25 protein-coding genes and 1 tRNA gene are annotated in these 25,562 nt (G+C 61.2%); 6 read left to right on the top strand and 20 right to left on the bottom strand.

Features of this window, described 5'->3' with window-relative positions; all coding sequences use genetic code 11:
* Positions 1-166: 166 nt before the first annotated feature.
* The 15 genes from ychF to CAG00_RS19070 all read right to left on the bottom strand — a co-directional run bounded on the left by ychF (position 167) and on the right by CAG00_RS19070 (position 14,049).
* Entirely contained in the window at positions 167-1,267 is a 1,101-nt protein-coding gene (gene ychF / locus CAG00_RS19135) for a redox-regulated ATPase YchF (RefSeq protein ID WP_013970895.1), read from the bottom strand.
* Between the two features lie 24 nt (positions 1,268-1,291).
* Positions 1,292-1,876, bottom strand: coding sequence for an aminoacyl-tRNA hydrolase (pth, locus tag CAG00_RS19130; RefSeq protein WP_008099045.1), 585 nt, complete (start codon positions 1,874-1,876; stop codon positions 1,292-1,294).
* Between the two features lie 79 nt (positions 1,877-1,955).
* A complete protein-coding gene (locus CAG00_RS19125) occupies positions 1,956-2,549 on the bottom strand; it encodes a 50S ribosomal protein L25/general stress protein Ctc (RefSeq protein WP_013970896.1) in 594 nt (197 codons plus the stop codon).
* A 121-nt stretch (positions 2,550-2,670) separates the two neighbouring features.
* Positions 2,671-3,612, bottom strand: a complete 942-nt coding sequence (locus CAG00_RS19120; RefSeq protein WP_003247410.1) for a ribose-phosphate pyrophosphokinase — start codon at positions 3,610-3,612, stop codon at positions 2,671-2,673.
* 47 nt (positions 3,613-3,659) lie between these two features.
* Positions 3,660-3,734, bottom strand: a tRNA-Gln gene (locus CAG00_RS19115).
* A 20-nt stretch (positions 3,735-3,754) separates the two neighbouring features.
* Positions 3,755-4,615: a 4-(cytidine 5'-diphospho)-2-C-methyl-D-erythritol kinase gene (gene ispE, locus CAG00_RS19110; RefSeq protein WP_075043753.1), complete on the bottom strand. Its 861-nt coding sequence runs from the start codon at positions 4,613-4,615 to the stop codon at positions 3,755-3,757.
* 3 nt (positions 4,616-4,618) lie between these two features.
* Positions 4,619-5,236: a lipoprotein insertase outer membrane protein LolB gene (lolB, locus tag CAG00_RS19105; protein WP_085617355.1), complete on the bottom strand. Its 618-nt coding sequence runs from the start codon at positions 5,234-5,236 to the stop codon at positions 4,619-4,621.
* 4 nt (positions 5,237-5,240) lie between these two features.
* A complete protein-coding gene (locus CAG00_RS19100; RefSeq protein WP_085665063.1) occupies positions 5,241-6,962 on the bottom strand; it encodes a tetratricopeptide repeat protein in 1,722 nt (573 codons plus the stop codon).
* Between the two features lie 187 nt (positions 6,963-7,149).
* Entirely contained in the window at positions 7,150-7,875 is a 726-nt protein-coding gene (locus tag CAG00_RS19095) for a phosphocholine cytidylyltransferase family protein (RefSeq protein ID WP_085665062.1), read from the bottom strand.
* Complete coding sequence (locus tag CAG00_RS19090) at positions 7,872-8,474, bottom strand: type 1 glutamine amidotransferase (protein WP_024086258.1); 603 nt, start codon at positions 8,472-8,474, stop codon at positions 7,872-7,874. Before CAG00_RS19090 ends, CAG00_RS19095 begins: the two co-directional genes overlap by 4 nt.
* Positions 8,471-8,974, bottom strand: a complete 504-nt coding sequence (locus CAG00_RS29115) for a PEP-utilizing enzyme (RefSeq protein WP_256579054.1) — start codon at positions 8,972-8,974, stop codon at positions 8,471-8,473. The genes CAG00_RS19090 and CAG00_RS29115 overlap by 4 nt, the downstream gene beginning before the upstream one ends.
* Positions 8,859-10,832 carry a PEP/pyruvate-binding domain-containing protein gene (locus CAG00_RS28950; protein WP_218191640.1) on the bottom strand — a complete coding sequence of 658 codons (1,974 nt, stop codon included), beginning with the start codon at positions 10,830-10,832 and terminating at the stop codon, positions 8,859-8,861. The genes CAG00_RS29115 and CAG00_RS28950 overlap by 116 nt, the downstream gene beginning before the upstream one ends.
* A gap of 59 nt (positions 10,833-10,891) precedes the next feature.
* The gene (locus CAG00_RS19080) at positions 10,892-12,202 is read right to left on the bottom strand and encodes an ATP-grasp domain-containing protein (protein ID WP_085665061.1); all 1,311 of its coding nucleotides are present in this window, start codon (positions 12,200-12,202) and stop codon (positions 10,892-10,894) included.
* A gap of 12 nt (positions 12,203-12,214) precedes the next feature.
* Positions 12,215-12,832: a phosphatidylcholine/phosphatidylserine synthase gene (locus tag CAG00_RS19075; protein ID WP_085665060.1), complete on the bottom strand. Its 618-nt coding sequence runs from the start codon at positions 12,830-12,832 to the stop codon at positions 12,215-12,217.
* A 23-nt stretch (positions 12,833-12,855) separates the two neighbouring features.
* A complete protein-coding gene (locus CAG00_RS19070; protein ID WP_238067260.1) occupies positions 12,856-14,049 on the bottom strand; it encodes a hypothetical protein in 1,194 nt (397 codons plus the stop codon).
* A gap of 805 nt (positions 14,050-14,854) precedes the next feature.
* On the opposite strand from CAG00_RS19070, the gene hemA reads away from it, so the two are divergent.
* The 6 genes from hemA to CAG00_RS19040 all read left to right on the top strand — a co-directional run bounded on the left by hemA (position 14,855) and on the right by CAG00_RS19040 (position 20,200).
* Positions 14,855-16,132 carry a glutamyl-tRNA reductase gene (gene hemA / locus CAG00_RS19065; protein WP_085587332.1) on the top strand — a complete coding sequence of 426 codons (1,278 nt, stop codon included), beginning with the start codon at positions 14,855-14,857 and terminating at the stop codon, positions 16,130-16,132.
* Positions 16,129-17,211, top strand: a complete 1,083-nt coding sequence (prfA, locus tag CAG00_RS19060) for a peptide chain release factor 1 (RefSeq protein ID WP_013970909.1) — start codon at positions 16,129-16,131, stop codon at positions 17,209-17,211. The genes hemA and prfA overlap by 4 nt, the downstream gene beginning before the upstream one ends.
* Entirely contained in the window at positions 17,211-18,041 is an 831-nt protein-coding gene (prmC, locus tag CAG00_RS19055) for a peptide chain release factor N(5)-glutamine methyltransferase (RefSeq protein ID WP_085665059.1), read from the top strand. Before prfA ends, prmC begins: the two co-directional genes overlap by 1 nt.
* Complete coding sequence (locus tag CAG00_RS19050; RefSeq protein ID WP_025337684.1) at positions 18,035-18,790, top strand: molybdopterin-synthase adenylyltransferase MoeB; 756 nt, start codon at positions 18,035-18,037, stop codon at positions 18,788-18,790. The genes prmC and CAG00_RS19050 overlap by 7 nt, the downstream gene beginning before the upstream one ends.
* The gene (gene murI, locus CAG00_RS19045; protein WP_085665058.1) at positions 18,783-19,580 is read left to right on the top strand and encodes a glutamate racemase; all 798 of its coding nucleotides are present in this window, start codon (positions 18,783-18,785) and stop codon (positions 19,578-19,580) included. Before CAG00_RS19050 ends, murI begins: the two co-directional genes overlap by 8 nt.
* A 101-nt stretch (positions 19,581-19,681) precedes the next feature.
* Positions 19,682-20,200 (top strand): acyloxyacyl hydrolase, encoded by a 519-nt coding sequence (locus CAG00_RS19040; protein ID WP_025337686.1) that lies wholly within the window; start codon positions 19,682-19,684, stop codon positions 20,198-20,200.
* A gap of 123 nt (positions 20,201-20,323) precedes the next feature.
* Here the strand turns inward: CAG00_RS19040 and CAG00_RS19035 are convergent, their stop codons facing one another.
* From CAG00_RS19035 to CAG00_RS19015, 5 genes are all read right to left on the bottom strand, one after another.
* The gene (locus CAG00_RS19035; protein ID WP_085665057.1) at positions 20,324-21,022 is read right to left on the bottom strand and encodes an SDR family oxidoreductase; all 699 of its coding nucleotides are present in this window, start codon (positions 21,020-21,022) and stop codon (positions 20,324-20,326) included.
* On the bottom strand, positions 21,019-22,461 hold the full coding sequence (gene phrB, locus CAG00_RS19030; RefSeq protein ID WP_085587338.1) for a deoxyribodipyrimidine photo-lyase: 1,443 nt from the start codon (positions 22,459-22,461) through the stop codon (positions 21,019-21,021). The genes CAG00_RS19035 and phrB overlap by 4 nt, the downstream gene beginning before the upstream one ends.
* Positions 22,452-23,351, bottom strand: a complete 900-nt coding sequence (locus CAG00_RS19025; RefSeq protein ID WP_085665056.1) for a MerR family transcriptional regulator — start codon at positions 23,349-23,351, stop codon at positions 22,452-22,454. The genes phrB and CAG00_RS19025 overlap by 10 nt, the downstream gene beginning before the upstream one ends.
* Complete coding sequence (locus tag CAG00_RS19020) at positions 23,341-24,309, bottom strand: DUF523 and DUF1722 domain-containing protein (protein ID WP_025337690.1); 969 nt, start codon at positions 24,307-24,309, stop codon at positions 23,341-23,343. The genes CAG00_RS19025 and CAG00_RS19020 overlap by 11 nt, the downstream gene beginning before the upstream one ends.
* 100 nt (positions 24,310-24,409) lie before the next feature.
* Positions 24,410-25,396 (bottom strand): NAD(P)/FAD-dependent oxidoreductase, encoded by a 987-nt coding sequence (locus CAG00_RS19015; protein WP_025337691.1) that lies wholly within the window; start codon positions 25,394-25,396, stop codon positions 24,410-24,412.
* Positions 25,397-25,562 lie beyond the last annotated feature (166 nt).

Raw genomic sequence — 25,562 nt, 5'->3', positions numbered from 1 at the left:
GGGCATGCCCGCGAACACCGGCGCAGCCGGTGCCATGCACCGCGTTGGATTCTTCGCGGCTAAAGCCGCTCCCACAGTGGGCGCGTGCTGCTTGCCAGATGCCAGAAAAAACAAAACCCCTTGAGGCGTTGGCCTCAAGGGGTTCGTGGGTACTGCAGTCTGCCGCTTAAACGTTGAAGCGGAAGTGCATCACGTCACCGTCCTTGACGATGTAGTCCTTGCCTTCCAAACGCCATTTACCGGCTTCCTTGGCACCGCTCTCACCCTTGAACTGGATGAAGTCGTCATAGGCCACCACTTCAGCGCGGATGAAGCCTTTTTCGAAGTCGGTGTGGATCACGCCAGCGGCTTGTGGCGCGGTGGCACCGACGCGCACGGTCCAGGCACGTACTTCCTGCACGCCGGCAGTGAAGTAGGTCTGCAGGTTCAGCAGCTCGTAACCGGCGCGGATAACGCGGTTCAGGCCAGGTTCTTCCAGGCCCAGGGCCTCGAGGAACATGTCCTTCTCTTCACCGTCTTCCAGCTCGGCGATTTCCGCTTCGATCTTGTTGCACACCGGCACCACTACCGCGCCTTCTTCCTCGGCGATGGCCTTGACCACGTCCAGGTGCGGGTTGTTGTCGAAGCCGTCTTCGGCCACGTTGGCGATGTACATGACCGGCTTGCTGGTCAGCAGGTGGAAGCCGCGGATGACCGCCTTGTCTTCGGCGCTCATGTTCTTCATCAGGCTGCGCGCAGGCTTGCCTTCGGTGAAGTGCGGGATCAGCTGTTCGAGGATGGCCTTCTGCGCCAGGGCTTCCTTGTCGCCGCCCTTGGCGTTGCGGGCAACCTTCTGCAGTTGCTTCTCGCAGCTGTCGAGGTCGGCGAAGATCAGCTCGAGGTCGATGATCTCGATGTCACGCTTGGGGTCGACGCTGTTGGAAACGTGGATCACGTTCTCGTCTTCGAAGCAGCGCACCACGTGGGCAATGGCGTCGGTCTCGCGGATGTTGGCGAGGAACTTGTTGCCCAGGCCTTCGCCTTTCGAGGCACCAGCCACCAGGCCGGCGATGTCGACGAACTCCATGGTGGTCGGCAGGATGCGGTTTGGCTTGACGATCTCAGCCAAGGCATTCAAGCGCGCATCGGGCATCGGCACGATGCCGCTGTTAGGCTCGATAGTGCAGAAGGGGAAGTTCTCCGCCGCGATGCCAGACTTGGTCAGGGCGTTGAACAGGGTGGACTTGCCGACGTTGGGCAGGCCGACGATGCCGCAATTGAAACCCATGGGTATTCCCCTCTCTAAAGGAAATCAGGCCTTCTGGCTGTGCAGCTCGCGCATCGCCTTGGCGAAGTCGCCGGCAAGCACGTCCGGCAGCACGCCGAGGGCAAAATCGATGCTGGCGTCGAGCTTCTCCTGCTCGGCGCGCGGCGCGCGGCCCAGGACGAAGTTGGAGACCAGTTTGGCGTCGCCCGGGTGGCCGATGCCAAGCCGCAGGCGGTGGAAGTCGTTCTGGTTGCCGAGCTGCGCGATGATGTCGCGCAGGCCGTTGTGCCCACCATGGCCACCGCCGCGCTTGAGCTTGGCGACGCCCGGGGGCAGGTCGAGTTCGTCATGCGCCACCAGGATCGCTTCCGGCTTGATGCGGAAGAAATTGGCCAAGGCCGCCACGGACTGGCCGCTACGGTTCATGTAGGTGGTGGGGATGAGCAGACGAACGTCGTTGCCCTGATGGCTGAACTTAGCCGTCAGGCCGAAATATTTGCGGTCAGCGGTCAACGAGACGCGCTGGGCGCTGGCAATGCGTTCAACGAAAAGAGCCCCTGCGTTATGCCGGGTCTGTTCGTATTCGGGGCCGGGGTTACCCAGGCCGACGATCAACTGGATGGCGGTCACGTCAGGGGCTCTTCCTTGGAGTTGGTGGGTTACAGGGCGCGCGGCACTGTAACCCGATCAACGCCGGCGTGCGAGTGGATTACTCGGCAGCGCCTTCTGCTTCTGGAGCAACGCGTGGAGCGTGAACGTTGGCAACAGCTTTGTCATCACCGTGGGCCAGAGCTACGAACTCTACGCCTTTCGGAGCTTTCAGGTCCGACAGGTGGATGATGGTGCCGATTTCAGCGTTGGCCAGGTCGACTTCGATGAACTCAGGCAGGTCTTTGGCTTCGCAGGAAACTTCGATCTCGGCTTCTACGTGGGAGATCTCGCCGCCTTTCTTGACCGGGGCTTCTTCGTTGATGAAGTGAACCGGTACCTTGGCGGTCAGTTTCTGGCCAGCAACGACGCGAACGAAGTCGGCGTGCATGATGAAGCCTTTGGCCGGGTGGCGCTGCAGAGCCTTGACCACGACGTTTTGCTTGGCGCCGTCGACGTTCAGTTCCAGAACGTGGCTGAAGGCAGCCTCGTTTTCGAACAGCTTGGTGATTTCCTTGGCCAGGATGGTCAGGGACTGGGCGTCCTGGTTACCACCGTAGACAACGGCTGGGATGTTCGCGGAGTGACGCAGGCGGCGGCTCGCACCTTTCCCCAGGTCAGTACGCGCTTGGGCGTTCAGAGTGAATTCGGTCATTTTGTTTCTCCAAAATAGCCCCCCGAGGGCGTTTGCGACCAGCGCCAACGGGGATGGCAAAAAAGCCCCGCCCCAACAACCAGTGTTGGGGCGGGGCGCTTTTCGTCAGCGTGTGTTCCGCTTAGCGGAACATCGCACTGATCGATTCTTCGTTGCTGATGCGGCGGACCGCTTCAGCGACAACCGGTGCGATATCCAGCTGGCGGATACGGTCACAGGCTTGAGCAGCGGCGGACAGCGGAACGGTGTTGGTCACCACCAGCTCGTCCAGTACCGACTTCTCGATGTTCTCGATCGCGCGGCCCGACAGGACAGGGTGCGTGCAGTAGGCGTAAACCTTGGCAGCGCCGTGTTCTTTCAGGGCTTTGGCCGCGTGGCACAGGGTGCCGGCGGTGTCGACCATGTCGTCTACCAGGATGCAGGTGCGCCCTTCGACGTCGCCGATGATGTGCATCACCTCGGAGTGGTTAGCCTTCTCGCGGCGCTTGTCGATGATACCCAGGTCGACGCCCAGGGACTTGGCGACGGCACGTGCGCGCACGACACCACCGATGTCCGGGGAGACGATCATCAGGTTCTCGAAACGCTGGTCCTCGATATCGTCGACCAGTACGGGCGAGCCGTAGATGTTGTCGACCGGGATATCGAAGAAACCCTGGATCTGGTCAGCGTGCAGGTCGACGGTGAGTACACGGTCGATACCTACGACAGTGAGCATGTCAGCGACGACTTTGGCGCTGATGGCTACACGTGCCGAACGCGGACGGCGGTCCTGGCGGGCGTATCCGAAGTAAGGAATCACGGCGGTGATTCGGGATGCTGAGGAGCGGCGGAAGGCGTCGGCCATCACTACCAGTTCCATCAGGTTATCGTTGGTCGGGGCACAGGTCGGCTGAATAATGAAGACGTCTTTACCGCGGACATTTTCATTGATCTCAGTGCTGATCTCGCCGTCGGAGAACTTACCGACAGAGACGTCACCGAGAGGGATATGCAGCTGACGTACGACACGCCGAGCCAGATCGGGGTTGGCATTCCCCGTAAAGACCATCATCTTGGACACGCGCAGTACCTGAAGGCTGAGGGTAACCTGGATGAGTATAAGGAAAATGGCAGGGGCGGCTGGATTCGAACCAACGCATGGCAGGATCAAAACCTGCTGCCTTACCGCTTGGCGACGCCCCTGTATCTGTTGCTGCGAACGCTTATGCGCTCGACTTCTTGACCAGACTTTGCAGCTTGCGATGCAACATCGAAACGTTGCTTCCTTTCGCCACAAACCCTGTTTGGGTCGCTGAAAGAAGGGCCAGAACTTTATCAGCTTCGGCTTTGCTTGGGAAGGCCCCAAACACACAACTTCCAGTACCGGTCAGTCGAGCCTCAGTGAATTTACCCAGTGAATTCAACGCATTGCGAACTTCCGGGTAACTCTGCTCTACCACCGGTTGGCAGTCATTTCGACTGTTTCCCTCGGGAACGGGGCGCATCTTAAGGGGGAGTGAATCACGTGTCAACTGTGGATGTGAAAAAATTTCTACTGTGCTGACAGACACTTGCGGCACCAGCACGACATACCACGGCTCTTCCGGGTCGACCGGGGTCAGTTGTTCACCCACGCCCTGGGCGAACGCCGCGTGGCCGCGCACGAATACCGGTACGTCGGCGCCCAGGCTCAGGCCCAGTGCTGCCAGGCGGTCTTCGTCCCAGTCCAGTTGCCACAGGTGGGCGAGGGCCAACAGGGTAGTGGCGGCATCCGAGCTGCCACCGCCGATGCCGCCGCCCATGGGCAGCACCTTGCTCAGCCAGATGTCGGCGCCCATCGTCGTGCCGGATTGTTCCTGCAGCTTGCGCGCGGCACGCACGATCAGGTTGCTGTCGTGCGGCACCGCCTCGATCTCGGTATGCAGGCGGATCACGCCGTCATCACGCACGGCAAAGCTGAGTTCGTCGCCGTGATCGAGAAACTGGAACACGGTTTCCAGCTCGTGATAGCCGTCCGCGCGGCGGCCGATGATGTGCAGCCACAGGTTGAGCTTGGCCGGGGCGGGCAGGGTAAGGGTTTGCATGTATCAGTGCCCCAGCTGGCGCGGCTGCCAGTCCTTGACCACCAGGGTCACGTCGAGGTTTTTGCCGTGCAGCTTCAGGCGCTCGGGCAGCCAGTAGCCGTTCTGCTCGGTGTAGCTCAGGTACTGCACCTGCCAGCCATCCTGGTCGAGGCTGGCCAGCCGGCTGTCGCCGTCCAGGGTCAGCTTGCTCTTGCTGTCGGGGGCGGGCAGGCCGCGTACCCACCAGACCAGGTGCGAGACCGGCAACTGCCAGCCCAGTTGTTCTTCCAGCAGCGCTTCGGGGCTGGGTGCCTCGTAGCGGCCCTGGTTGGCCACTTCCAGTACCACGCCGCCGGGGCGGCCGGTCAGGCGTGCGGCGCCACGGCCCAGCGGGCCGGCCAGGCGAATGTCGTAGTAGTCCTGGCGTTGCAGCCAGAACAGCGTGCCGCTGCCCGACTCGCGCGGGGCACGGATGCCGACCTTGCCGTTGATCTGCCAGCCATCGAGGCTGCTCAGCTGCTCTTTATGGGCGCGCCACTGCTGCGGGTCGCCGTGGCCCTGCAGGGCCTCGCGGCTACCGAAGCCGGCACAGCCGGCCAGCAGGGCGATCAGGGTGAAGGTAATGCAATGGCGCAGGAACATGGCGTTAGAGAGTCTCGGATCCGGTCAGGCGCAGAATGGTCTTGCGCAGGATGGGGCTGTCGGCCTGGGCTTCGAAGCCCTTGGCCCAGACCTGGCGGGCTTCGCGGCGCTTGCCGTTGGCCCATAGCACTTCGCCCAGGTGGGCGGCCACTTCGTGGTCGGGGAAGCTGGCAAAGGCCTTGCGCAGGTAGGTTTCAGCCTCGTCGAGGTTGCCCAGGCGGTAATTGACCCAGCCCAGGCTGTCGAGTACCGCCGGGTCGTCCGGGGTCAGCTGATGGGCTTTGTCGATCAGCGCCTTGGCTTCGCTGTAGCGGGTGGTGCGGTCGGCCAGGGTGTAGCCGAGGGCGTTCAGGGCCATGGCGTTTTCCGGTTCGCGGGCGATGATGGCGCGCAGGTCTTTTTCCATCTGCGGCAGGTCGTCACGCTTTTCCGCCAGCATGGCGCGGGTGTAAAGCAGGTTGAGGTCGTCCGGGTAGCGCTGGATGGCTTGCTGCAGCACCTGGCTGGCCTGGGCGTCCTTGTTGTTGTTGCTGTAGCTTTCCGATTCGATCAGGAACAGCTGGATGGTGTAGTCCGGCTGGGCTTCGCGGGCATCGGCGAGCAGGCGTGAGGCTTCGGTACCACGGCCGTTGGCGATCAGGATGTCAGCCTGGCGCAGTTGCGCCGGCAGGTAGTCGGGGCCCGGGCCGACCAGGGCGTATTCACGCAGGGCGCCTGCAGGGTCGTGGCGCTCCTCGCGGATGCGGCCCAGGTTCAGGTGCGCGGCGTCGACGTTGCTGTCGCGTTCGATCAGCTCCTGCAGGTAGCCCTCGGCTTCATCCCAGTCCTTGTTCTCCAGGCACACCAGGGCCAGCGAATAGCGCAGCTCGTCGTCCTCGGGGTATTGCTGGACCAGGCTGAGGAACTCGCCCTTGGCATCGGCGATGCGGTCCTGTTCGACCAGGGTGCGGGCGTAGGTCAGGCGCAGGCGCTTGTCGTCCGGGTTGTCGCGAATCGCCCCGCGCAGCAGTGGCAGGGCCTCCGGGCCGCGATCCAGGGCTTGCAGCAGGCGCGCGCGCAGCAGGATCGGGGCGATTTCGCCGTTTTGCGGCGGGTGCGACTCGAGCAGTTCCAAGGCTTCTTCGGCCTTGCCGTCCTGGTTCAGCAGCAGGGCCTTGCCGAACACCAGTTGACCGTTGTCCGGGTACTTCACCAGCAGGCGTTCGAAGCTTTGCAGCAGGCCGTCGCGGGTGCTCTGGTCGGTTTCGGCGGCGGACAGGGCGAGGAAATCGAAATGGGTGTCGCCCTGGCCCTGCAGGACCTTTTCCATGTACGTCATGGAGTCGTCATAGCGGCCGGCGCGGGCAAGCTGGATGGCGGCGGCGCGCTGGGCATCGAGGTTCTGCGGGTCGTTGCGGGCCCAGACCAGGGCGTTGTCCAGTGCCGGTTCATCGGCGCCGAGGTATTCGGCAATGCGGTAGGCGCGCTCGGAAACCCCGGGGTCCTGGGTTTTCGCGGCCTGGTCGGTGTAGTTGGCCAGGGCGATGTCGAAGCGGTTGCGCTGGCCGGCCAGTTCTGCCACCAGCAGGCTATAGAGCGTGTCCTGCTTGAACGAGCCATACACCACGGGCTTTTCCGCCTCGCTCTTGCCGGCCTCGGCGACGGGGGGCTCGGCCTTTTGCGGGGCCAGGCTCTGGCAGCCCTGGAGCAGGGCGAAGGCAAGCAGCAATGCGTATGGTTTGTTCATAGAAGGCTTTAAGAGGACTCACCGGCGGTCGGAGCATGATGACACAAGCGCGGGGGCAAACCCACCTGCGAAGGTCGTGGTTTACAGGCTGGGTGGTGCAGAGTGGGACAGCGGGGTGGGGGAGAGGTTCGAAGGGGCTTCTGACACAATGACCCAGCCCCTGCCTGCACCGACAATTTTGTCGAGATCACAGGTCAGGATAGATCCGCTCGTATAGTGCCACGTCGCTGGGGCAGTCAATTTCTCCCCAGGGAGCGTGCGTCGCCACGCCGGCGACTGGAAAACCTTCGCTGACTAGTGCCCCTAATAGCGATGTCATGTCAGTCTGGTCGCGTGCCTGAGGCGTGAGCCCTTGCAATTGCCTTTTCAACGCCTGCCAACCCGCTGGCGTGACTTTGAACAAGCCTATGTACTGGCCCTGAATGACCTCAAGACTGGTAGCGGTCTGTCCAATAGCGCTCACCAATCCATCGACTAAGCGGAAGTTCTCCAGGTCTGGTAGCGGATCGTTGAAGCGTTGCTGCCAGAGACGCACTGCAGCGGGATCGTAGCCCAGGACAATATCGGCTGGATGGTTAATTAGCTCGGATACTAGGGTGCTGTCGTAGAAGATGTCACCGTAGCTAACAAGGCAAGGCTCTGCGCTCAACCAACCGCTGGCGCAATTTAGAGAGCTGAAAATACCGGAGCTGTGCCAGCGGTGGTTGTGAAACAAAGTGTCGGCGAATGGTGCAAGCATTTCGCTTCGATAGCCTGCAACGATGCCAACCTCGCTGACATCGCATCGACGGAGCGTTTCAATCGCGCGCTGTAGCAGTGGCACACCATTAAAGGGTACCAAGGCCTTGGGGCGTTCATCGGTCAGGGCTTGTAAGCGACTCCCGCGACCTGCAGCAAGAATAATGGCTTTCATGAAAAAGCTCCAAAGGCATGTCGCACGCGTTGAATATCCAATGGATCGGCAGGTAGTTCTCGCTCGGGGTGCCACATGATCCCGGTATGCCGACGGTGGTCGTCATACACAGCCTCGATCACGCCGTCGTCGGCCAGGGCTAGTACGCGGTAGCCGTCGGGCGCCTCCCGAAAGCCGTATTCATGATAGGAATTCACTCGCCGCCGTTGTTCTTGCATGTTGATCATGTGTTCGCCTACATGGCCGGCCAAGCGTTCCAAAGTGCCGCCAGCTCGCGTCAACATTACCTGCATGCCGCGGCATACACCGAGCACCGGAAGCCGTAGATTTTCCGCAAGATCAAGCAAGACCCTCTCAGTGGCGTCGCGTGTGTCGGCTGTCCCACTCAGGGCCTGGCAGCTCCCTCCACCAGTAAGCAAGAGGCCCTGAGGGCGCAATGATTGGACTAGCGCCATGCTGACTCTCGGATCGTTTGGAAGGTACAGCGGGGTCAGCCCACATTGGTCTAAGAATTCAACCCAGCGTTGGTCGAGCGCGTCCCGCCATTCCTGGCGTTCGGCGTTGAACTGCCTGAGCATGGTCATCCCAACCAAAATCATGCCAGCACCTGTATACGCCGCTCGGCGCAGTCGAGCAGCAGGCTTGTCGCCGCCAATAGGGTTTTGAATCGAGTATCGCCCACGCCGATAGCTGCGGGAATGGCAAACTCTCGGGCTCGGATCGACATATGCGAGTTCTCGCCTCCGTAGGCGGTGATGAAACCAGCAATGCGGTGGGTAAAAATCCAATCAAAACCCGGATCAGCGTTTTCGATTAAGACAATGCAATCCTCAATGTCCGGTGCCAATTGCCCAGGAAGCACTAGGGCCACCCGCGCGTGAGTGGCACGTCGAGTGATGAAGTTGGGATTGCACCAGTGCACTCGATGGCCGAATAGATCTTGCGGCTGACAGATGATGCTTGGCGTACGGACTAACTGCGTTTCATGCCAGCGGCTGCGGTTGTGGGCAATCGCTTGATGCAAACGTTTGCGATCGATGTCGGCGTAAACGCTGGTAAATTCGGTGATTTGCGCAAAGCTGAGTTGGTCGCGGTACAAAACCATGTACCTCACCCCAATCGCATAGTGAGCGCAAAACATCCGAAACAAACGCTGCATAGAGGTATTTGAGCTTCTCGCGCGATGCAATAGCGGCCTGAGCAAATTGCAGGAACTGCTCGGCGGAAACGTTAAGACCGCACTGGTCAAAAGCTTGCTGAATGGCGTTGACCTGGGCCCGAGATACAGTTAGCCCGTTCATAGATTTTTGGGGCCGCTGTAATGGGCGCTGCCAGTCAAAATAACGCTCCGGAGTCTCGTCGTAGCGTGACACACGTATATCGTAGGTACCCGGCCGGACATGACCGTGCAGCTTTAGGAAATCGTCCTTATGCAACGTCTGGAAATCGCTGGCCATCTCGCGACCGATACTATTGACCCCTCCGGTCACATGATCGATGAAACCGGCAGATACTACCCCCGCTGTTTCCAGCGATTTAATTATTGCGGTACCTATGAACGCTGCACGGGCAGCGCCAGCGAATATTTCAGCGACCACGTTGGCCGCCGATAGGCCATTCCTCATACGTTGCAAGGACTCGCGCCGAGGTTCCCCCGCCATTAAACTCTGCACCTTGTCAGTAATACTCGGTAGGCGTGTCAGGTCGGAGAAGAACGGGCCGCTGGGGGAGATAATGTGCTCGGTCAACTGGCGTAGCTCGTTCAAGTAGCATTCGTGCTGCTCGGTACTAAGAGTCCGGAGCGCCGGCAGCGCGGCAGCGGCACCGGGGCTAGTAAGCTCTGGCGTGAAGCAAGTAGGAATGATCGCGAACTCGATCTTGTCATGCAGATGAGGATGCATGGCCAAATAGTCGCCGCACTGTTCGACTACGCGCTCGGCAACATCTTGAGGTACCGAGGCAGGGATGAATGACTCGATGCTGTGGGCAATGCAGATGTAAGGAGAGCCACCCACCTGGTACATCAGCGGTTTGCGCCGCAGATCCCGGTAGCCGTATCGGAACCTGGCAGAGGCCCAATTAAGGTCAGTGATCAGCTCCTTATATAGCGAGTAGGCTAGCGCCCGCGGCTTGGTACCGATCATTTCCGCCGGGTTCCAGTCCGGCATAAGGCCAAGGAAGGCGGTCGACGCAGGACGCGGATGGCGTTGCTTGCAGATCAGCTCTTCGAGCTGAGAGGCCTCGTGCTCCAAAACTTTGCGTAGTTGGGCGTCGGCAAGTGCGCTGGCATTACGGGGCCCATCCGCGGTCATGGGACGTACTTGGAATAGCAGAGGGCCATCGACAGTGATCGCGAACTCTATGTCCAAGGCATCGTGCCCGGTTAGAACTTGTACCTCTTCGAGCAACGAAAACAGCCCTGGTAATTCCGCAGGCTCGCTTGCCGCCTCGCTGCCAAGGGAGACGAAAGCGTGCACAGTCTCGTTGCCGGCAGTGACACCGTCGGTGCTGGCACCTAGTACATAGTCAACTACGTAATATGGCAAACCCGTCTCTGGATCACGGGTCATCGCCACTCCGCTGGCCATTACACCTCTCGCCATCTGCTGCACCAGCACCTCATCGCGCTCGCGAGCTAGGCCGTAGGATGCGATCACCGTCTTGATGGCTTCGCCGAGTGCCTGGCCGCCACATACATCTAGAATTGACGCGTACGTCCCTGCACCGGAATGGCCGTCGCGGTCTTCGGCTAGACAGCTGGATCTTACAATCAGCGGCTCATCGCCAAAGAACGCCTGACAGTGCGCGATCACTGCCTGCCAGTCCTCCCGCCACTGTGCCACGGTGAATCGATGAAGGGGCAACACTTGCCCGGTGCTCAGAAGTGGTGCCAGTTGCTGCAGGGTATCGGCCTTGCCGGAAAAAGTGAACACGGGAGAAGGATTTACCGAGTGCATATGTCTTCCCTAATCAGTCCAATCAGTCCTTCGCAGGGGGCTGTCAGTTTGTGTCAGGTTTAAGCCAACTCGGCGCCGGTATAAGTCGCGAGTTCAAGGCCGTAAAGTGAGGACAGCTCGCGCAGGAAGCGATTGCCCTTTTTCGCCGCAGCGTAGGGGCAGTCGTCCTCAACGATGACGTGGCCAATTGTGCCGATGTTGCCGCTATAGACGTTTACCGCCTGGCCAGGCGCAACGTGGGCGGTGCAAAACCGGATGTTGTACTTGTCCAGTAATGGCTGTAGGGAGTCGGGGGCGTAGTCGTTGGCGATATGACCGCCATTGCGGGAGGCGACAGTTACGACGCTACCTGCGCGCTGAAGCACTGAGTCGTCAATTAGAATGGGCTCGCCTAGGTGCAGACGGACTAGCAGTTCGAACGGGTCGATGCCGGTCAGCATCCGGTACATCTGCGGCGCTACGCTACCCATCATGCGTGCGTTGATCTCCACTAGACAGGGCCCTTTGGCATCGCGCAACAGTTCAACATGATAAAGGCCAACATCCAGCCCCAGAGCGCTGAACACTGCCTGCACATATGCTTTGGTCTCGTCGCGCTGTGCTGCGTCAAGGCCTGACGGCATGGTCGCGGTCATTTCTAATATTTCGCTATGGTCGGCGCGGAAACGGATGGTGGTCGCAAAGCAGGAGACCTTGGCGTCTTGGACGATGACTTCCGCTGAATGCAATGTACCGTCGATGTATTGCTCGACCAGATAGTCGCTGCTTATCAAGTGGTCGATCATAGGATCAGCACCCTTGCGACTCTGGCGCAGCTCGGCGAGAAAGGCGTCAAAGTCGGCCTGGCTATGGCAAATGGCGGAAAACTGCTTGGCGAATCCGCGGGTCGGCTTGACAACGAATGGCAGCGACAAACTCGGAGCGACCCCGTTGATCAGTTGCTCTTCGCTCAGTACTTCAAAATCAGGAGAGCGTAGTCCGTGTGCCCGCAGCGTCTCGCGCAATCGACTCTTGTATACCGCCCCGCACAGAGCTTCGTACCTCGGGTAGAGGGTGCCGATACGCTGGGCCTCACGCGCCACCGGTACTATGGCTGCTTCTGAGGTAGAGATGAGGGCGTCAATAGGACGCTCTGCGTGCAGGTTGGCCAACAACTGGCTGAGTTCGCCGTCTTCCAGATTATCGATACGCAAATAAGTATCCACATATCGCAGGTAAGGCTCGAGACGGGAGGTGTCGTCCTTGATCGAGATCGTCAGGAACGAGGCGTCGCGCTGATGAATGAAGGTGACATGGCAGCCAAGCCGTTTGGCTGCCTCAAAAGCCAGCAGGCCGCTTACGGTGCTGTCGACGAAAACCACGTGTTTCATTGGAACCTCGGATTACCAGGGATGAAAGTAAATGGTGCTGAGCCCGAACAGCATTGCGAAGCAAGCGACCGTCGAAAGTGCGCCATACTTGGGAATTCTCAAGCTGGTGACCTGGAGGATGCCGACCAGGGCCACCAGGCCGACGATCACACCGGCACCGTAATGCCCGGCCGATAGCCCCATCAGCGCCAGCGCAAAGACAAATCCTGAATATGTGGTGGGTAGTCCCTGATATCCCCCGTCAGCCGATGTGCTGGGCATGCCAAACAGCGATAACCGCAAAATGGCCGTGAAAACCAGAGTTGCTGCGGCCAGCGTGGCCGAAAGAGACTGGTCGAGGATTAGGATGACAAGGGCTGGCGTGATGCTGAAATTGAGCAAGTCGGCAAAACTGTCTAGATGCTTGCCGAAGGCCCGTTGCGCGTTGTTCGCCGCCAGGTAGCGTCGGGCTATGTGGCCGTCAAGGAAATCGAGCATCGCGGCCAGGCAAATCACCGTTGCCGCCAGAACGAACCGTCCTTGCAACGCAAAATAAACAGTACCGAAGGCCAAGCCGATATTGAACATTGTTAATATGTTCGCCAAATCCAAAAGGCGGACGAACGGAAATACACGCGCCAATGTGGGCATATTGTTCTCCTTGAAGAAGCTATTTAGACAGGCTGTTTTCCCTTGATCGCAACTGTCTTTCGAAGGGCGTTGGTTGCGACGAAATAGAAAGCAACGAAGATAACGCTCGTGCTGAACAGGCCTGCATACTTAACCAGAATTGAACCGACGAAGATGGTAATTATCATGCCTAAGTACACCCCGGCATACTGGACAGATGCCATCAACGGCATGGCACTGGTAGGTGTGCTCCTGACAAGATCGGCTTGCAACTTGAAAAATGTCAATTCGAAAAAGAATATGTATAAAAAATACGCGATGTAACTGGACTGAATATCATGGCCGAACGCTGCGAGCATCATGAACAGGCCGCTGACTACAGCCATCGGCATAGGTAGCGGTCGCAAATTACACTTGTCCAAACGATAGAACAGTACTGCGCCCACCAAAGCTGCCACACTATTGACGGCCTGCAACAAGCCGACATACACCTCTCCCAAGCCCAGCACATGTGCCGGTAACAGCACCCTGGACACATTGAAGAAACCCTGAAAAAGGCTGACGAAGACGATGAACTGATAGAGGCTGAGGCGTAGCGCGGGATACTCCTGCAAAAGCGAACCAAGGGCAGTCAATAGTCTTGGTGCGACCTGCACGGTGATCGGAGGCTTTGTTGGCGCAGGTAGTAGATAGCCCGCCAAAGCCGCGATGGAAAAAAGACTGACAGTAATGAGCAGGGCTAACCCAGGCGTCATGTTGGCTTTGAACAGTACCAGACTGATGCCTGCCAGGCCGCCGGCAATGAATTGTGCGGTGAGTGTCAGAGGCACTGAGCTGGCGATTTGCGCACTCGGGAAATAACACTTGATGGCAACAATACGTCCTACCCGTTGCAGCGCATCCAGGGCGCCAATGACTACCGCGCCTAACACGGCGACTTCCACATGATGTGGCAGGATCTTGTAGGTGACCGCCGCGCAGCCCAGCGACAGCAAGTTGGCACTCCACAGCAAGGTGCGTGGCGCTAGATAGTCAGCCAGGCGGTAGATAGGAGCGACAAGAATTACCGGTAGAACCATTGGCGCAAACAGCACCACTTGGGAAAGTATTAGGCTGGCAGTATTAGCATAAATATAGTAGGAAAGATAAATATAACTCAGCGTAGAGGCCGAAATGGCACACAAGTTAACGCCCCAAAGGAGCACTGAGTGCCTACGAGATGCAGCAAATTCTTCCATTGCTCGCGCCTATTATATAGCTTCCTGCCATGCATGAAGCATACCCTGCATAGAAAATCGTTTTGAGATAGGTTAAACAAGAATTAAAAAAATGCTTGTTTTGGGTGCGTCACCAAGTAAGTGTGCATCATTGCAGTCCGTCAACATCTTTACTAACCCTCACCAACATAGCTTCTAATCATCAGCAAAATTAGTAGATAGAAATAAACCGACTGACTGATAAAGCCATGCTATCCCACTCGTATCGCTGTCTCGGTGAGGAATATCGATGTGGCGGCGTCAAGACTAGGTGCGGAAGGAGGGTAGGGCAACAGCTGGGCATGTATTTGGGAAATGGACTACAAGACTGTGGATAAGTCTTATGGACATATGTCAAAAGTCTTCTCGACCCGGTCGGCGTAGTTGGCTAGGGCGATGTCGAGCCGATGGCTCTGGCTTTTGCTGTGACTGTTGCTTCTAAGCGCGCGGTAGATCAGGTGCTGCAGATTGTGACTTCAGGAGGCCGAGCGTAGGGCTTGCTCCCGGGAGGACTGCGCTGCAGGCCTCATCCTGGGGCCCAGCGCTTGACGGGCATCCATGCCCGTCACCTCTATGCGCAAGGCCTGCGTTCGGCCTCCTGAGGTCGCGAAGATCAAGATCAGGATCAAAAGCCAGATCAAAAGCCGGCAAGACCTGAAAACACCGCTAGATCAGGCTACGAAAAGGCGATAGCCGCACGACTATCAGCGCAATAGCGAACGGTGGTTGTCCAAAAACCTGCGAAAGAGGACAATTATCGGCTTCCCGTCACAACCAGCGACCTTGCATGGCCTTTCTTGCACTTGGTATCAACCATAAGACTGCCTCGGTAGACGTACGCGAGCGCGTGGCGTTTACCCCAGAGCAGCTGGTAGACGCCCTGCAGCAGCTCTGCCGGCTGACATCCAGCCGCGAAGCGGCGATTCTGTCGACCTGCAACCGTAGCGAGCTCTATATCGAGCAGGACCACCTGTCCGCCGATGTGGTGCTGCAATGGCTCGCCGACTACCACCGCCTCAGCCTGGACGAGCTGCGCGCCAGCGCCTACGTGCACGAAGAGCACGAGGCGGTGAAGCACATGATGCGGGTGGCCTCCGGCCTGGACTCGTTGGTGCTCGGCGAGCCGCAGATCCTCGGCCAGATGAAGTCCGCCTACGCCGTGGCGCGTGAGGCTGGCACCGTCGGCCCATTGCTCGGGCGCCTGTTCCAGGCCACTTTCAGCGCCGCCAAGCAGGTGCGCACCGACACCGCCATCGGCGAAAACCCGGTGTCGGTGGCGTTTGCCGCGGTCAGCCTGGCCAAGCAGATCTTCAGCGACCTGGGCCGCAGCCAGGCCCTGCTGATCGGCGCCGGCGAAACCATCACCCTGGTCGCCCGCCACCTGCATGAGCAGGGCGTGCGCCGCATCGTCGTGGCCAACCGTACCCTTGAGCGGGCCAGCATCCTGGCCGAGCAGTTCGGTGCGCACGCCGTTCTGCTGGCCGACATCCCCCAGGAACTGGCCAACAGCGACATCGTCATCAGCTCCACCGCCAGCCAGTTGCCGATCCTCGGCAAGGGCGCGGTCGAGAGCGCGCTGAAACAGCGCCGGCACAAGCCGATTTTCATGGTCGACATTGCTGTACCGCGCGATATCGAAACCGAAGTCGGCGAACTCGACGACGTCTACCTGTACACTGTCGATGACCTGCACGACGTGGTGGCGGAAAACCTCAAGAGTCGCCAGGGCGCGGCCCAGGCCGCCGAAGAGCTGGTGTCGGTGGGGGCCGAAGACTTCATGCTGCGCCTGCGCGAGCTGGCCGCGGTGGATGTGCTCAAGGCCTATCGCCAGCAAAGCGAGCGCCTGCGCGATGAAGAACTGCAAAAGGCCCAGCGACTGCTGGCCAACGGCGGCAACCCCGAAGAGGTACTGGCCCAACTGGCCCGGGGGCTGACCAACAAACTCCTGCACGCGCCCAGCGTGCAATTGAAAAGGCTCTCGGCCGAGGGCCGCCTCGATGCGCTGGCCATGGCCCAGGAACTCTTTGCCCTCAACGAGGGCTCGACGGACAAATCCCCGCAATGAAAGCGTCGCTGCTGAACAAACTGGAAATCCTCCAGGACCGCTTCGAAGAACTCACCGCACTGCTCGGTGATGCCGAGGTCATTTCCGACCAGACGCGCTTTCGCGCCTATTCCCGTGAATACGCCGAAGTCGAGCCGGTCTACGCTGCTTATAAAGAGTGGCGCAAAGTCCAGGACGACCTCGAAGGTGCCCAGGCGCTGCTCAAGGACAGTGACCCGGACCTGCGCGAAATGGCCGTGGAAGAAGTGCGTGAAGCCAAGGAACAACTGCTGACGCTGGAGTCGCAGCTGCAACGCATGCTGTTGCCCAAGGACCCCAACGACGGCCGCAACGTGTTCCTCGAAATCCGTGCCGGCACCGGTGGCGACGAGGCGGCGATCTTCTCCGGCGACCTGTTCCGCATGTATTCGCGCTACGCCGAAAAGCGTGGCTGGCGCCTGGAAATCCTCTCCGAGAACGAAGGCGAGCACGGCGGCTACAAGGAAATCATCGCCCGCGTCGAGGGTGAGAGCGTGTACGGCAAGCTCAAGTTCGAGTCCGGCGCACACCGCGTACAGCGCGTGCCCGAAACAGAATCCCAGGGCCGTATCCACACCTCCGCGTGCACCGTGGCGGTACTGCCCGAGCCGGACGAACAGGCGGCCATCGAGATCAACCCGGCCGACCTGCGCGTGGACACCTACCGCGCATCCGGTGCCGGTGGCCAGCACGTCAACAAGACCGACTCGGCGATCCGGATCACCCACTTGCCCACCGGTATCGTGGTCGAGTGCCAGGAAGAGCGCTCGCAGCACAAGAACCGTGCTCGCGCCATGTCCTGGCTGTCGGCCAAGCTCAACGACATGCAGACCAGCGCCGCGCAGAACGCCATCGCCACCGAGCGCAAGCTGCTGGTCGGCTCGGGTGACCGTTCGGAGCGCATCCGTACGTACAATTATCCACAGGGCCGGGTGACCGACCACCGCATCAACCTGACCCTGTACTCGCTGGACGACATCCTCGCCGGCGGCGTGGAGGCGGTGATCGAACCGCTGCTGGCCGAATACCAGGCCGATCAACTGGCTGCCCTGGGGGACTGATGACCATCATCGCCAGCCTGCTGCGCAACGCGCAGTTGCCAGAATCGCCCACCGAGCGGCTGGATGCCGAGCTGCTGTTGGCCGCGGCCATCGGCAAGTCGCGCAGCTACCTGCACACCTGGCCCGAGCGAATCGTCAGCAGCGAAGATGCCGAGACCTATGCCGGCTACCTGCAGCGCCGCCGTGGCGGCGAACCGGTCGCCTACATTCTCGGGCTGCAGGGCTTCTGGAAGATCGACCTGGAGGTAGCGCCGCATACCCTGATCCCGCGGCCGGATACCGAGCTGCTGGTCGAAGCCGCGCTTCAACTGCAACCCGCCACGCCGGCCAAGGTCCTTGACCTGGGCACCGGCACCGGCGCGATTGCCCTGGCCCTGGCCAGCGATCGCCCGGCCTGGCAGGTAACTGCAGTGGACCGGGTGGAGGAGGCCGCCGCCCTGGCCGAGCGCAATCGCCAGCGCCTGGGCCTGGCGAACGCCCAGGTACGGCTCAGCCACTGGTTCGACAGCCTGGCCGGCGAGCGTTTCGACCTGATTGTCAGCAACCCGCCCTACATCGCCGCCGCAGACCCGCACCTGGTCGCCGGTGATGTACGCTTCGAACCCAGCAGCGCGCTGGTGGCCGGCGATGATGGCCTGGACGACTTGCGCGTGATCGCTGCCCAGGCCCCCGCGCACCTGGTGCCGGGTGGCTGGTTGCTGCTGGAACACGGCTACGATCAGGCAGTGGCGGTGCGCGCCTTGCTGGCTGAACAAGGCTTCATCGAGGTCGCCAGCCGCACGGACCTGGGCGGCCATGAACGCATTACCCTGGGGCGCCTGCCATGCTGAGTGATCAGGAACTGCTGCGTTACAGCCGGCAGGTATTGCTGGCCCAGATCGACATCGACGGCCAGTTGCGGCTCAAGCAGAGCAAGGCGCTGATCGTCGGGCTCGGTGGCCTTGGCTCGCCAGTCGCCTTGTACCTGGCCGCTGCCGGGGTGGGTGAGCTGCACCTGGCCGACTTCGACACCGTCGACCTGACCAACCTGCAACGCCAGGTGATCCACGACAGTGCGAGCGTCGGCATGAGCAAGGTCGATTCGGCCTTGCAGCGCTTGCAGGCGATCAACCCGGAAATCAGCCTGGTTGCCCATCGCCAGGCTCTGGACGAGGACTCGCTGGCGGCAGCGGTGGCAGCAGTGGACCTGGTGCTGGACTGCTCTGACAATTTCGGTACCCGCGAGGCGGTCAACGTCGCCTGTGTCGCGGCTGGCAAGCCGCTGGTCAGCGGTGCGGCGATCCGCCTGGAAGGGCAGTTGTCGGTATTCGACCCACGGCGTGACTACAGCCCTTGCTACCACTGCCTGTACGGCCATGGTAGCGAAGCCGAACTGACCTGCAGCGAAGCCGGTGTGATCGGCCCGCTGGTGGGCCTGGTGGGCAGCCTGCAGGCGCTGGAGGCGATGAAGCTGCTGGCCGGGTTCGGCGAGCCGCTGGTCGGCCGCCTGCTGCTGATCGATGCTCTCGGCACTCGTATCCGCGAGCTACGGGTCAAGCGCGACCCGGCCTGTGCGGTCTGCGGCAAGCGCGATGGCTGAGCGCTCGGCGCCGGTCGGCGTGATGGATTCCGGAGTCGGCGGCTTGTCGGTGCTCGCAGAGATCCAGCGCCTGCTGCCCAACGAGACGCTGCTGTACGTGGCCGATTGCGGGCACATACCCTACGGCGAGAAGTCGCCCGACTATATCCGTGAGCGTCTCCGACGCATTGCTGCGTTCTTCCATGAACAGGGTGCCAAGGCCATGGTACTGGCCTGCAATACCGCCACGGTGGCGGCGGTGGCCGACCTGCGCGAGTTGTACCCGACCTGGCCGCTGGTGGGCATGGAGCCGGCAGTGAAGCCTGCTGCCGCCGCCACGCGCTCGGGCGTGGTCGGTGTGCTGGCCACCACCGGTACCCTGCAGAGCGCCAAGTTCGCCGCCTTGCTCGACCGCTTTGCCAATGACGTGCAGGTCATCACCCAACCTTGCCCGGGGCTGGTCGAGCTGATCGAGACCGGCGACCTGGCCAGCCCGGCGCTGCGCCAGCTGCTGCAAGGTTATGTGCAGCCGTTGCTGGCCGCTGGCTGCGACACGTTGATCCTCGGCTGCACCCATTACCCCTTCCTGCGCCCGTTGCTGGCCGGCATGGTGCCAGCCGACGTGGCCATCATCGACACCGGTGCCGCAGTGGCGCGCCAACTGAAGCGGCTGCTGGGCGCGGATGACCTGCTGGCCGATGGGCCAGCCCGGGATACCCGCTTCTGGACCAGTGCCGATCCGCAATCACTCAGACAAATCCTACCTTTGCTGTGGCATAAGTCCGACAGTGTGCAAAGCTTTTCATTGTGAAAAAAATGTGAAAAGAAGCTGAACTATCGTACCACTGCCGTTTTCTATCGCTTTGCCTGACATGAGGCGGATACCAATAACAGCAAAGAAGGATGTTGCTCATGAAGAAGCTGCTTGGCTTGGCGGCGGCTGCCGTCTTCACCCTGGGGCACTCACTGGCGGCGCAGGCTGCCGACGTTTCGTTTTCGGTGGGGCAGACCGGTGACTCGACCATGGTCTATCGGTTGGGGCTGCAATCGAATTGGGACGCGAGCTGGTGGCAGACCAGCGTCGGGCGCCTGACGGGGTACTGGGATGGGGCCTACACCTATTGGGATGGTGACGAGACCGCGAGCAACCATAGCCTGTCGTTCGCGCCGGTGTTCGTCTACGAGTTTGCCGGGGAGTCGGTGAAGCCTTATATAGAGGCGGGGATTGGCGTGGCGGCATTCTCCAGCACCGAGCTGGAAGACAACGAGCTGGGCTCGGCATTCCAGTTCGAGGACCGTATCGGCTTTGGATTGCGCTTTGCCGGTGGGCATGAGATTGGCGTGCGGGCGATTCACTATTCCAACGCAGGCATCAAGCAGCCCAACGATGGGGTGGAGAGCTATAGCCTGCATTACCGCATGGCGCTCTGAGCTCTCCTGTGCCGGCCTCTTCGCGGGTGAACCCGCTCCCACAGCACCCCCTATATCTTGAGTGCAGTGGTGTACCTGTGGGAGCGGGTTTACCCGCGAAGAAGGCAGTGCCGATGCCAGGCTCTAGCGCGTCAACGGCCACAGGCTATTGAGATCCAAAGCCTCCAGCACAAGCTCGGGCTCCCTCTGCGGCCACCGCCGCAGCAGTTCTTCTGCCGCATTCTGCGGCGTCCACGCCTCCGGTATCGCCTGCGCCGGTGTCACAGGTGTCTTCAACGACTGCGGCCCCACCACGGTCAGCTCAACCCCCTGCGCCTTCAACGCCTGACGCTGCTCGCGCATCCACTGCGGCATGTTGTTCCAGCCCGCAGGCGCCTGCGTCGGTGCATGCAGCTGCAGCGCCGAATAACGGTTGAACACCGCCATCACCTGGGGTGAGTCACCCTTCGCCAGCAAAGGCAGCGCTTTGGCCAGGCAATGCTCGCCGGCCAACTGGTTGTCAGTGACGATCGCCTCGAACAACTCGCTGTCCGCCACATCGTCCGCCAGGTAATCACTGGTACCGGCATTGATGATCAAACCGTCCAGCGCGCACCAGGCATGGCATATCTGCTGGCTGGCCTGGGCCGCCTGGTGTTCTTCGTGCAACTGCCACGGCAAGCGCAACAGCTGGCTGCCATAGCGTGCAGCCAAGGCATCCAGTGCCTCGCCATGCCTGCCGCTTGCAGCTACCCGGTGTCCTTGCTCGAGTAACCCCTCCACTAACGCCAGGCCTAGTCCATTGCCTGCTCCCGTCACCCAGATACTGCGTGCGTTGTTCAAGATGCTGCCCTCTGATCCTGCCGGCGCGGGAGGTTCTTGAATGCCTCCAGTGCGCGCTGACGACTGCTGTCGAGATCGACAATTGGACTGTGATAGGAATATCTAGCAAAAAGATCGGCCGACTTCACGGGGAAATGAATGGCTTTTTCATCCAGCCCCTGCAATTCCGGCAGCCAGTGCCGAATGAAACGCCCCTGCGGGTCGAAACGCTGCGACTGTGAAACCGGGTTGAAGATGCGGAAATAGGGCACTGCGTCGGTGCCAGTGGACGCGCTCCACTGCCAGCCACCGTTGTTGGCGGCCAGGTCGCCGTCTATCAGGTGGCGCATGAAATGCCGCTCGCCCTTGCGCCAGTCGATCAACAGGTTCTTGCTGAGGAACATGGCCACGATCATGCGCAGGCGGTTGTGCATCCACCCGGTATCCAGCAGTTGGCGCATGGCGGCGTCGATGATCGGGAAGCCGGTCCGGCCCTGTTCCCAGGCTTCGAGGTCGGCCGGTGCATCGCGCCAGGGCAGGGCTTCGGTCTGGGCGCGGAAGGCGCGGTGACGCGAGACCTGTGGATAACCGGTCAGGATGTGTTTGTAGAATTCGCGCCAGAGCAGCTCGTTGATCCAGGTTTGCACGCCGCTGCTGCCGCTGTCGAACTCGCCGCGGTTGCTGGCCAGGGCGCCGTGCAGGCACTGGCGCGGTGAAATCACGCCTGCGGCCAGGTAGGCCGAGAGCTGGCTGGTGCCGGGCTTGGCAGGCAAGTCGCGCAGCTGTTGGTAGTCGTCGATGGTTTCGTCGAGAAAACGGGTCAGCCGCGCCTGCGCTTCGGCTTCGCCGGCCGGCCAGTGGTCGCGCAGTGTTTGCGCGGGTTTTTCGAAGCCGTCCACGTGCTGGGGGATCGGGTCGCTGCTGACCTGCAGCGGTGCCTGGCGTTTCACCCGCTGGGCCAGGGCGGGAAGGCCGCGGTGCAGGTGCTCCAGGCAGTTCTTCTTGAACTGGCTGAACACCTGAAAGTAGTCGCCGCTGCGGGTAAGGATGGTGCCTGGGCGGAACAACAGCTGGTCGAGGTGGCTGTGGGCCTGGATGGACGACTTTTCCAGCAGCGCGCGGGTGGCGTCGTCGCGACGTTGCTCGTTGATGCCGTACTCCTCGTTCCAGTGCACGCTTTGCACCTGATGCTGGCGGCAGACATCGAGTACGGCCTGTGGCGCCTGGTCCCAGGTGTCGATCCTGCGGATCAGCAGGGGGATGTTCAGGCGCTCCAGCGCCTGGCGCAGGTCGCGCAGGTTGCGCAGCCAGAAGTCGACTTTGCAGGCGGCGTCGTCGTGGGCCAGCCATTGCCCGGGGCTGACCAGCCACAGGGCGAGGGCCGGGCCGCGTTCGCTGGCGGCGCTTAGCGCGGTGTTGTCATCGATGCGCAGGTCGCTGCGCAGCCAGGTCAGGTGCATGGTGCGGTCATCTCTCCAGGCTGGCGGTCATGGGCTTGCAGCAAACGCAATGCCGCCTGAGGGGTATCGAACAGGGCAAGGTTGGGCAGCCTGAGGGCACGCAGCCGGGCTTCGTGCAGCGCCAGCATCGGCCCGCCGGCCAGGGTCGGTACGCGCAGGTTGGACAGGGTGCGTTGCAGCGCCTTGTCATCGATGCGTGGCCCCAGGTGCAGCAGCACGGCGCGCGGCTTGAGCATGGTGACGGCGCGTTGCAGGTGCGCGCCGGCAATGGTGTGCTCCAGTACTTCGACCGGCAGGCCGTTACTGGTGAACAGCCAGGCGCACAACCACAAACCGGGGCTGAAGGTGTGTTCGCTGTCTTCGGTAAGCAAGATGGCAGGGCCTTGCAGCAACTGGTTGTCGTGGTAGACCCGGGCGCCCAGCTTGCTGCGCAGCCAGCTGTGGAAAAACACCTGCTCCAGCCGTGCATTGAAATAGTTGCGCCAGCGCAGGTCGAGGAGGTCGAGCAGCGGCAACAGCAATTGCTCGCAGAGGGTGACGGCCGGGTACAGGGCCATCGCCTGGTTGAGCTGCTGGTCGAGGGCGCGCTGCGACAGCGTGGCGATGGCCTCGACCAGTTGGAACTGCCGGGCTTGCCAATCGCCTTTCGGTGGCGTGCTGGCCGGTTTGTCGAGCAGCTCGCGTACCTGGCCGACGGAGGCGCCGCGTTGCAGCCAGGCGAGGATCGCCTCGACGCGTTCGACCTGCTCCAGCGGATACAGGCGATGGCCCTTGGCGGTACGCTGGGGCTTGAGCAGGCCGTAGCGGCGCTCCCAGGCGCGCAGGGTGACGGGATTGACGCCCGTGCGGCGAGCCAGCTCGCCGATGGGCAACAGGATTTCAGACGGCATTGCGCAGGCCCAGGCGCTCGGGGTGCGGCTGCAGGTAGGCCTGCTGCTGCAGATACGGGTCGGGGTGCTTGCGCAAATGGTGCTTGAGCAGGGTCAGCGGCACTACCAGCGGTACCACGCCTTGCTGGTATTGGCCGATGATGGCTTGCAGCTCGGCTTTGTCCTGCTGTGTGAGGGTGTCCTTGAAGTAGCCGCTCAGATGCTGCAGCACGTTGCAATGAGTGCCACGGCTGGCGCAGCGACGCAGGGCTTGCATCAGCTGGCTGAAATAGCGCGGGCCGATGCTTTGCGGGTCATCATCCTTGCTCATGCTGCCGAGCAGGCGCCCGAGGCTGCGGTAGGCCTGCGGGTTGTTGGCCATCAGCAGGTACTTGTAGCGCGAGTGGAACCGCACCAGGGCGCCACGGCTCAGGCCTTCGGCCAGCAGGCGCTGCCAGTCGGCATAGGCGTACACACGGCTGATGAAGTTCTCGCGCAGCACAGGATCGTGCAGGCGGCCTTCTTCTTCCACCGGCAGATCCGGGCGCCGTGCGCAGAACGCCTGGGCATACACGCCCCGCCCACCGTGGAAGGCCGGGTGGCCATTGTCCTGGTACACCTTGACCCGCTCCAGGCCACAGGAAGGCGATTTCTGCATGAAGATGTAGCCGCAGATATCGTCGAGTTCGGCTGCCATTTGCTCGCCGTAGTTGCGCAGCGGGCCGGTCAGGTCCATGCCGGGGTTACGGGTGCCTACCACTTCCGGCTGCTCGGGGTTGCCGACCAGTCGGATCGGGTCGCGCGGCACGCCCAGGCCGATGGCCACTTCCGGGCACACCGGCAACCAGTCGAAATGTTCCTCGAGTTGCATACGGCACAGGTCGGAGGCCTTGTGGCCACCGTTATAGCGCACGCTGTGCCCGGTCAGGCAGGCGCTGATGGCGATACGCGGCTTGCTGTGGGCAAATGAGTCGTGCATGGGCTGCCTCCAAAAACCTGTACGAGACTAAAAAATTGTACAGGTTCATTCCAGCACAGCCCGGAAGTTATGCAAACCAGTTTTTTTGTATAACCCTACATCACTCGAGGTGTTCGAGCAGCCGACGCGCCGCTTCCTGGCCACTGAGCCAGGCGCCCTCGACACGGCCGGACAGGCACCAGTCGCCGCAGGCGTACAAGCCCTGGTCAGCATCGGCCAGTGCGCCCCATTCATGGTTGCTGCTCGGGCGGGCATAAAGCCAGCGGTGGGCCAAGGCAAAAGTAGGTGCCGGCACCACGCAGCCGACCAGTTCGGCGAACTCGCCCCACAGCTGTTCGATCACTTCTTCCTTGGGCAGGTCGATGTGTTGCCGGCTCCAGTCCGAGGTGGCGTGCAGTACCCAGGTGTCGAGCTGCTCGTCACGCCCGGGCTTGCTGCGGTTGCGCGCCAGCCAGTCGAGCGGGTTGTCCTGCACGAAGCAGCCTTGCATCGGGGTGTCCAGCGGGGTCTGGAAGGCCAGGGCGACGGCCCAGGTGGGCTCCATCTGCACACCGGCGGCCACGGCAGCGAGCTTCGGGGTCGCGGCCAGCAGCGGCGTGGCCTGTGGCGCCGGCACGGCGATCACCACGCGGCTGTAGGGGCCGTGGCTGCAGCCTTCGGTGTCCTGCAGGTGCCAGTACTGCTTGCCGCGGAACACTTCGGCGATGCGGCAGCCGAAGTTGACCGTCACATCCTTGAGCAGGCCGCGGGTGATTGCACTCATGCGCGGCACGCCCACCCAGCGCGTCTGCTCGTCGGGTGAAGGGGTGAGTTCACCATCGCGGTAATTGTACAGCTGTGGCTTCCATTGCTCGGCCCAACCAGCGGCAACCCACTGCTGTACCTGCTCGACAAAGCGCCGGTCACGGGCGGTGAAATACTGGGCGCCGAGGTCCAGCGCGCCAGCTTCGCTGCGCTTGCTGGCCATGCGACCGCCACTGCCGTGGCCCTTGTCGAACAAATGCACGGATTGCCCGGCCTTCTGCAAGGCCTGGGCGGCTGACAGACCGGCGATACCGGCCCCGATGATGGCAATAGGTACTGTCATGATGGCCTCTTCAAACCTTGCTGTAAGCAGACTACGCTGTCAGGCAAACCTGTACAATGCTCAAATGTTGTATAAGGTTATTCCGTGTTGGCAGGCAGGTTGGCCTATGTTTATCCGAGAGCGTCGGGTCAAAAAAGTGCCTTGATGTTAAAAATAGACCACCGCC

This window comes from Pseudomonas sp. B5(2017) (assembly GCF_002112825.1).
Taxonomy (GTDB): Bacteria; Pseudomonadota; Gammaproteobacteria; order Pseudomonadales; family Pseudomonadaceae; genus Aquipseudomonas; species Aquipseudomonas putida_Z.
The sequence above is the reverse complement of the archived record's forward strand: the minus strand, read 5'-3'. Positions and strand labels throughout refer to the sequence as shown.

What these genes read in the sequence shown, in the direction of transcription:
- ispE (WP_075043753.1), bottom strand. Translation starts at nt 4,615, where the DNA reads ATGCAAACCCTTACCCTGCCCGCCCCGGCCAAGCTCAACCTGTGGCTG.
- CAG00_RS19020 (WP_025337690.1), bottom strand. Translation starts at nt 24,309, where the DNA reads ATGCACGACTCATTTGCCCACAGCAAGCCGCGTATCGCCATCAGCGCC.
- CAG00_RS19080 (WP_085665061.1), bottom strand. Translation starts at nt 12,202, where the DNA reads ATGAAACACGTGGTTTTCGTCGACAGCACCGTAAGCGGCCTGCTGGCT.
- phrB (WP_085587338.1), bottom strand. Translation starts at nt 22,461, where the DNA reads ATGCACCTGACCTGGCTGCGCAGCGACCTGCGCATCGATGACAACACC.
- prmC (WP_085665059.1), top strand. Translation starts at nt 17,211, where the DNA reads ATGACCATCATCGCCAGCCTGCTGCGCAACGCGCAGTTGCCAGAATCG.
- CAG00_RS19090 (WP_024086258.1), bottom strand. Translation starts at nt 8,474, where the DNA reads ATGATTTTGGTTGGGATGACCATGCTCAGGCAGTTCAACGCCGAACGC.
- hemA (WP_085587332.1), top strand. Translation starts at nt 14,855, where the DNA reads ATGGCCTTTCTTGCACTTGGTATCAACCATAAGACTGCCTCGGTAGAC.
- CAG00_RS19050 (WP_025337684.1), top strand. Translation starts at nt 18,035, where the DNA reads ATGCTGAGTGATCAGGAACTGCTGCGTTACAGCCGGCAGGTATTGCTG.
- prfA (WP_013970909.1), top strand. Translation starts at nt 16,129, where the DNA reads ATGAAAGCGTCGCTGCTGAACAAACTGGAAATCCTCCAGGACCGCTTC.
- CAG00_RS19125 (WP_013970896.1), bottom strand. Translation starts at nt 2,549, where the DNA reads ATGACCGAATTCACTCTGAACGCCCAAGCGCGTACTGACCTGGGGAAA.
- lolB (WP_085617355.1), bottom strand. Translation starts at nt 5,236, where the DNA reads ATGTTCCTGCGCCATTGCATTACCTTCACCCTGATCGCCCTGCTGGCC.
- CAG00_RS19040 (WP_025337686.1), top strand. Translation starts at nt 19,682, where the DNA reads ATGAAGAAGCTGCTTGGCTTGGCGGCGGCTGCCGTCTTCACCCTGGGG.
- CAG00_RS19095 (WP_085665062.1), bottom strand. Translation starts at nt 7,875, where the DNA reads ATGAAAGCCATTATTCTTGCTGCAGGTCGCGGGAGTCGCTTACAAGCC.
- CAG00_RS28950 (WP_218191640.1), bottom strand. Translation starts at nt 10,832, where the DNA reads ATGCACTCGGTAAATCCTTCTCCCGTGTTCACTTTTTCCGGCAAGGCC.
- CAG00_RS19100 (WP_085665063.1), bottom strand. Translation starts at nt 6,962, where the DNA reads ATGAACAAACCATACGCATTGCTGCTTGCCTTCGCCCTGCTCCAGGGC.
- ychF (WP_013970895.1), bottom strand. Translation starts at nt 1,267, where the DNA reads ATGGGTTTCAATTGCGGCATCGTCGGCCTGCCCAACGTCGGCAAGTCC.
- CAG00_RS19070 (WP_238067260.1), bottom strand. Translation starts at nt 14,049, where the DNA reads ATGGAAGAATTTGCTGCATCTCGTAGGCACTCAGTGCTCCTTTGGGGC.
- CAG00_RS19015 (WP_025337691.1), bottom strand. Translation starts at nt 25,396, where the DNA reads ATGACAGTACCTATTGCCATCATCGGGGCCGGTATCGCCGGTCTGTCA.
- murI (WP_085665058.1), top strand. Translation starts at nt 18,783, where the DNA reads ATGGCTGAGCGCTCGGCGCCGGTCGGCGTGATGGATTCCGGAGTCGGC.
- CAG00_RS19025 (WP_085665056.1), bottom strand. Translation starts at nt 23,351, where the DNA reads ATGCCGTCTGAAATCCTGTTGCCCATCGGCGAGCTGGCTCGCCGCACG.
- CAG00_RS19075 (WP_085665060.1), bottom strand. Translation starts at nt 12,832, where the DNA reads ATGCCCACATTGGCGCGTGTATTTCCGTTCGTCCGCCTTTTGGATTTG.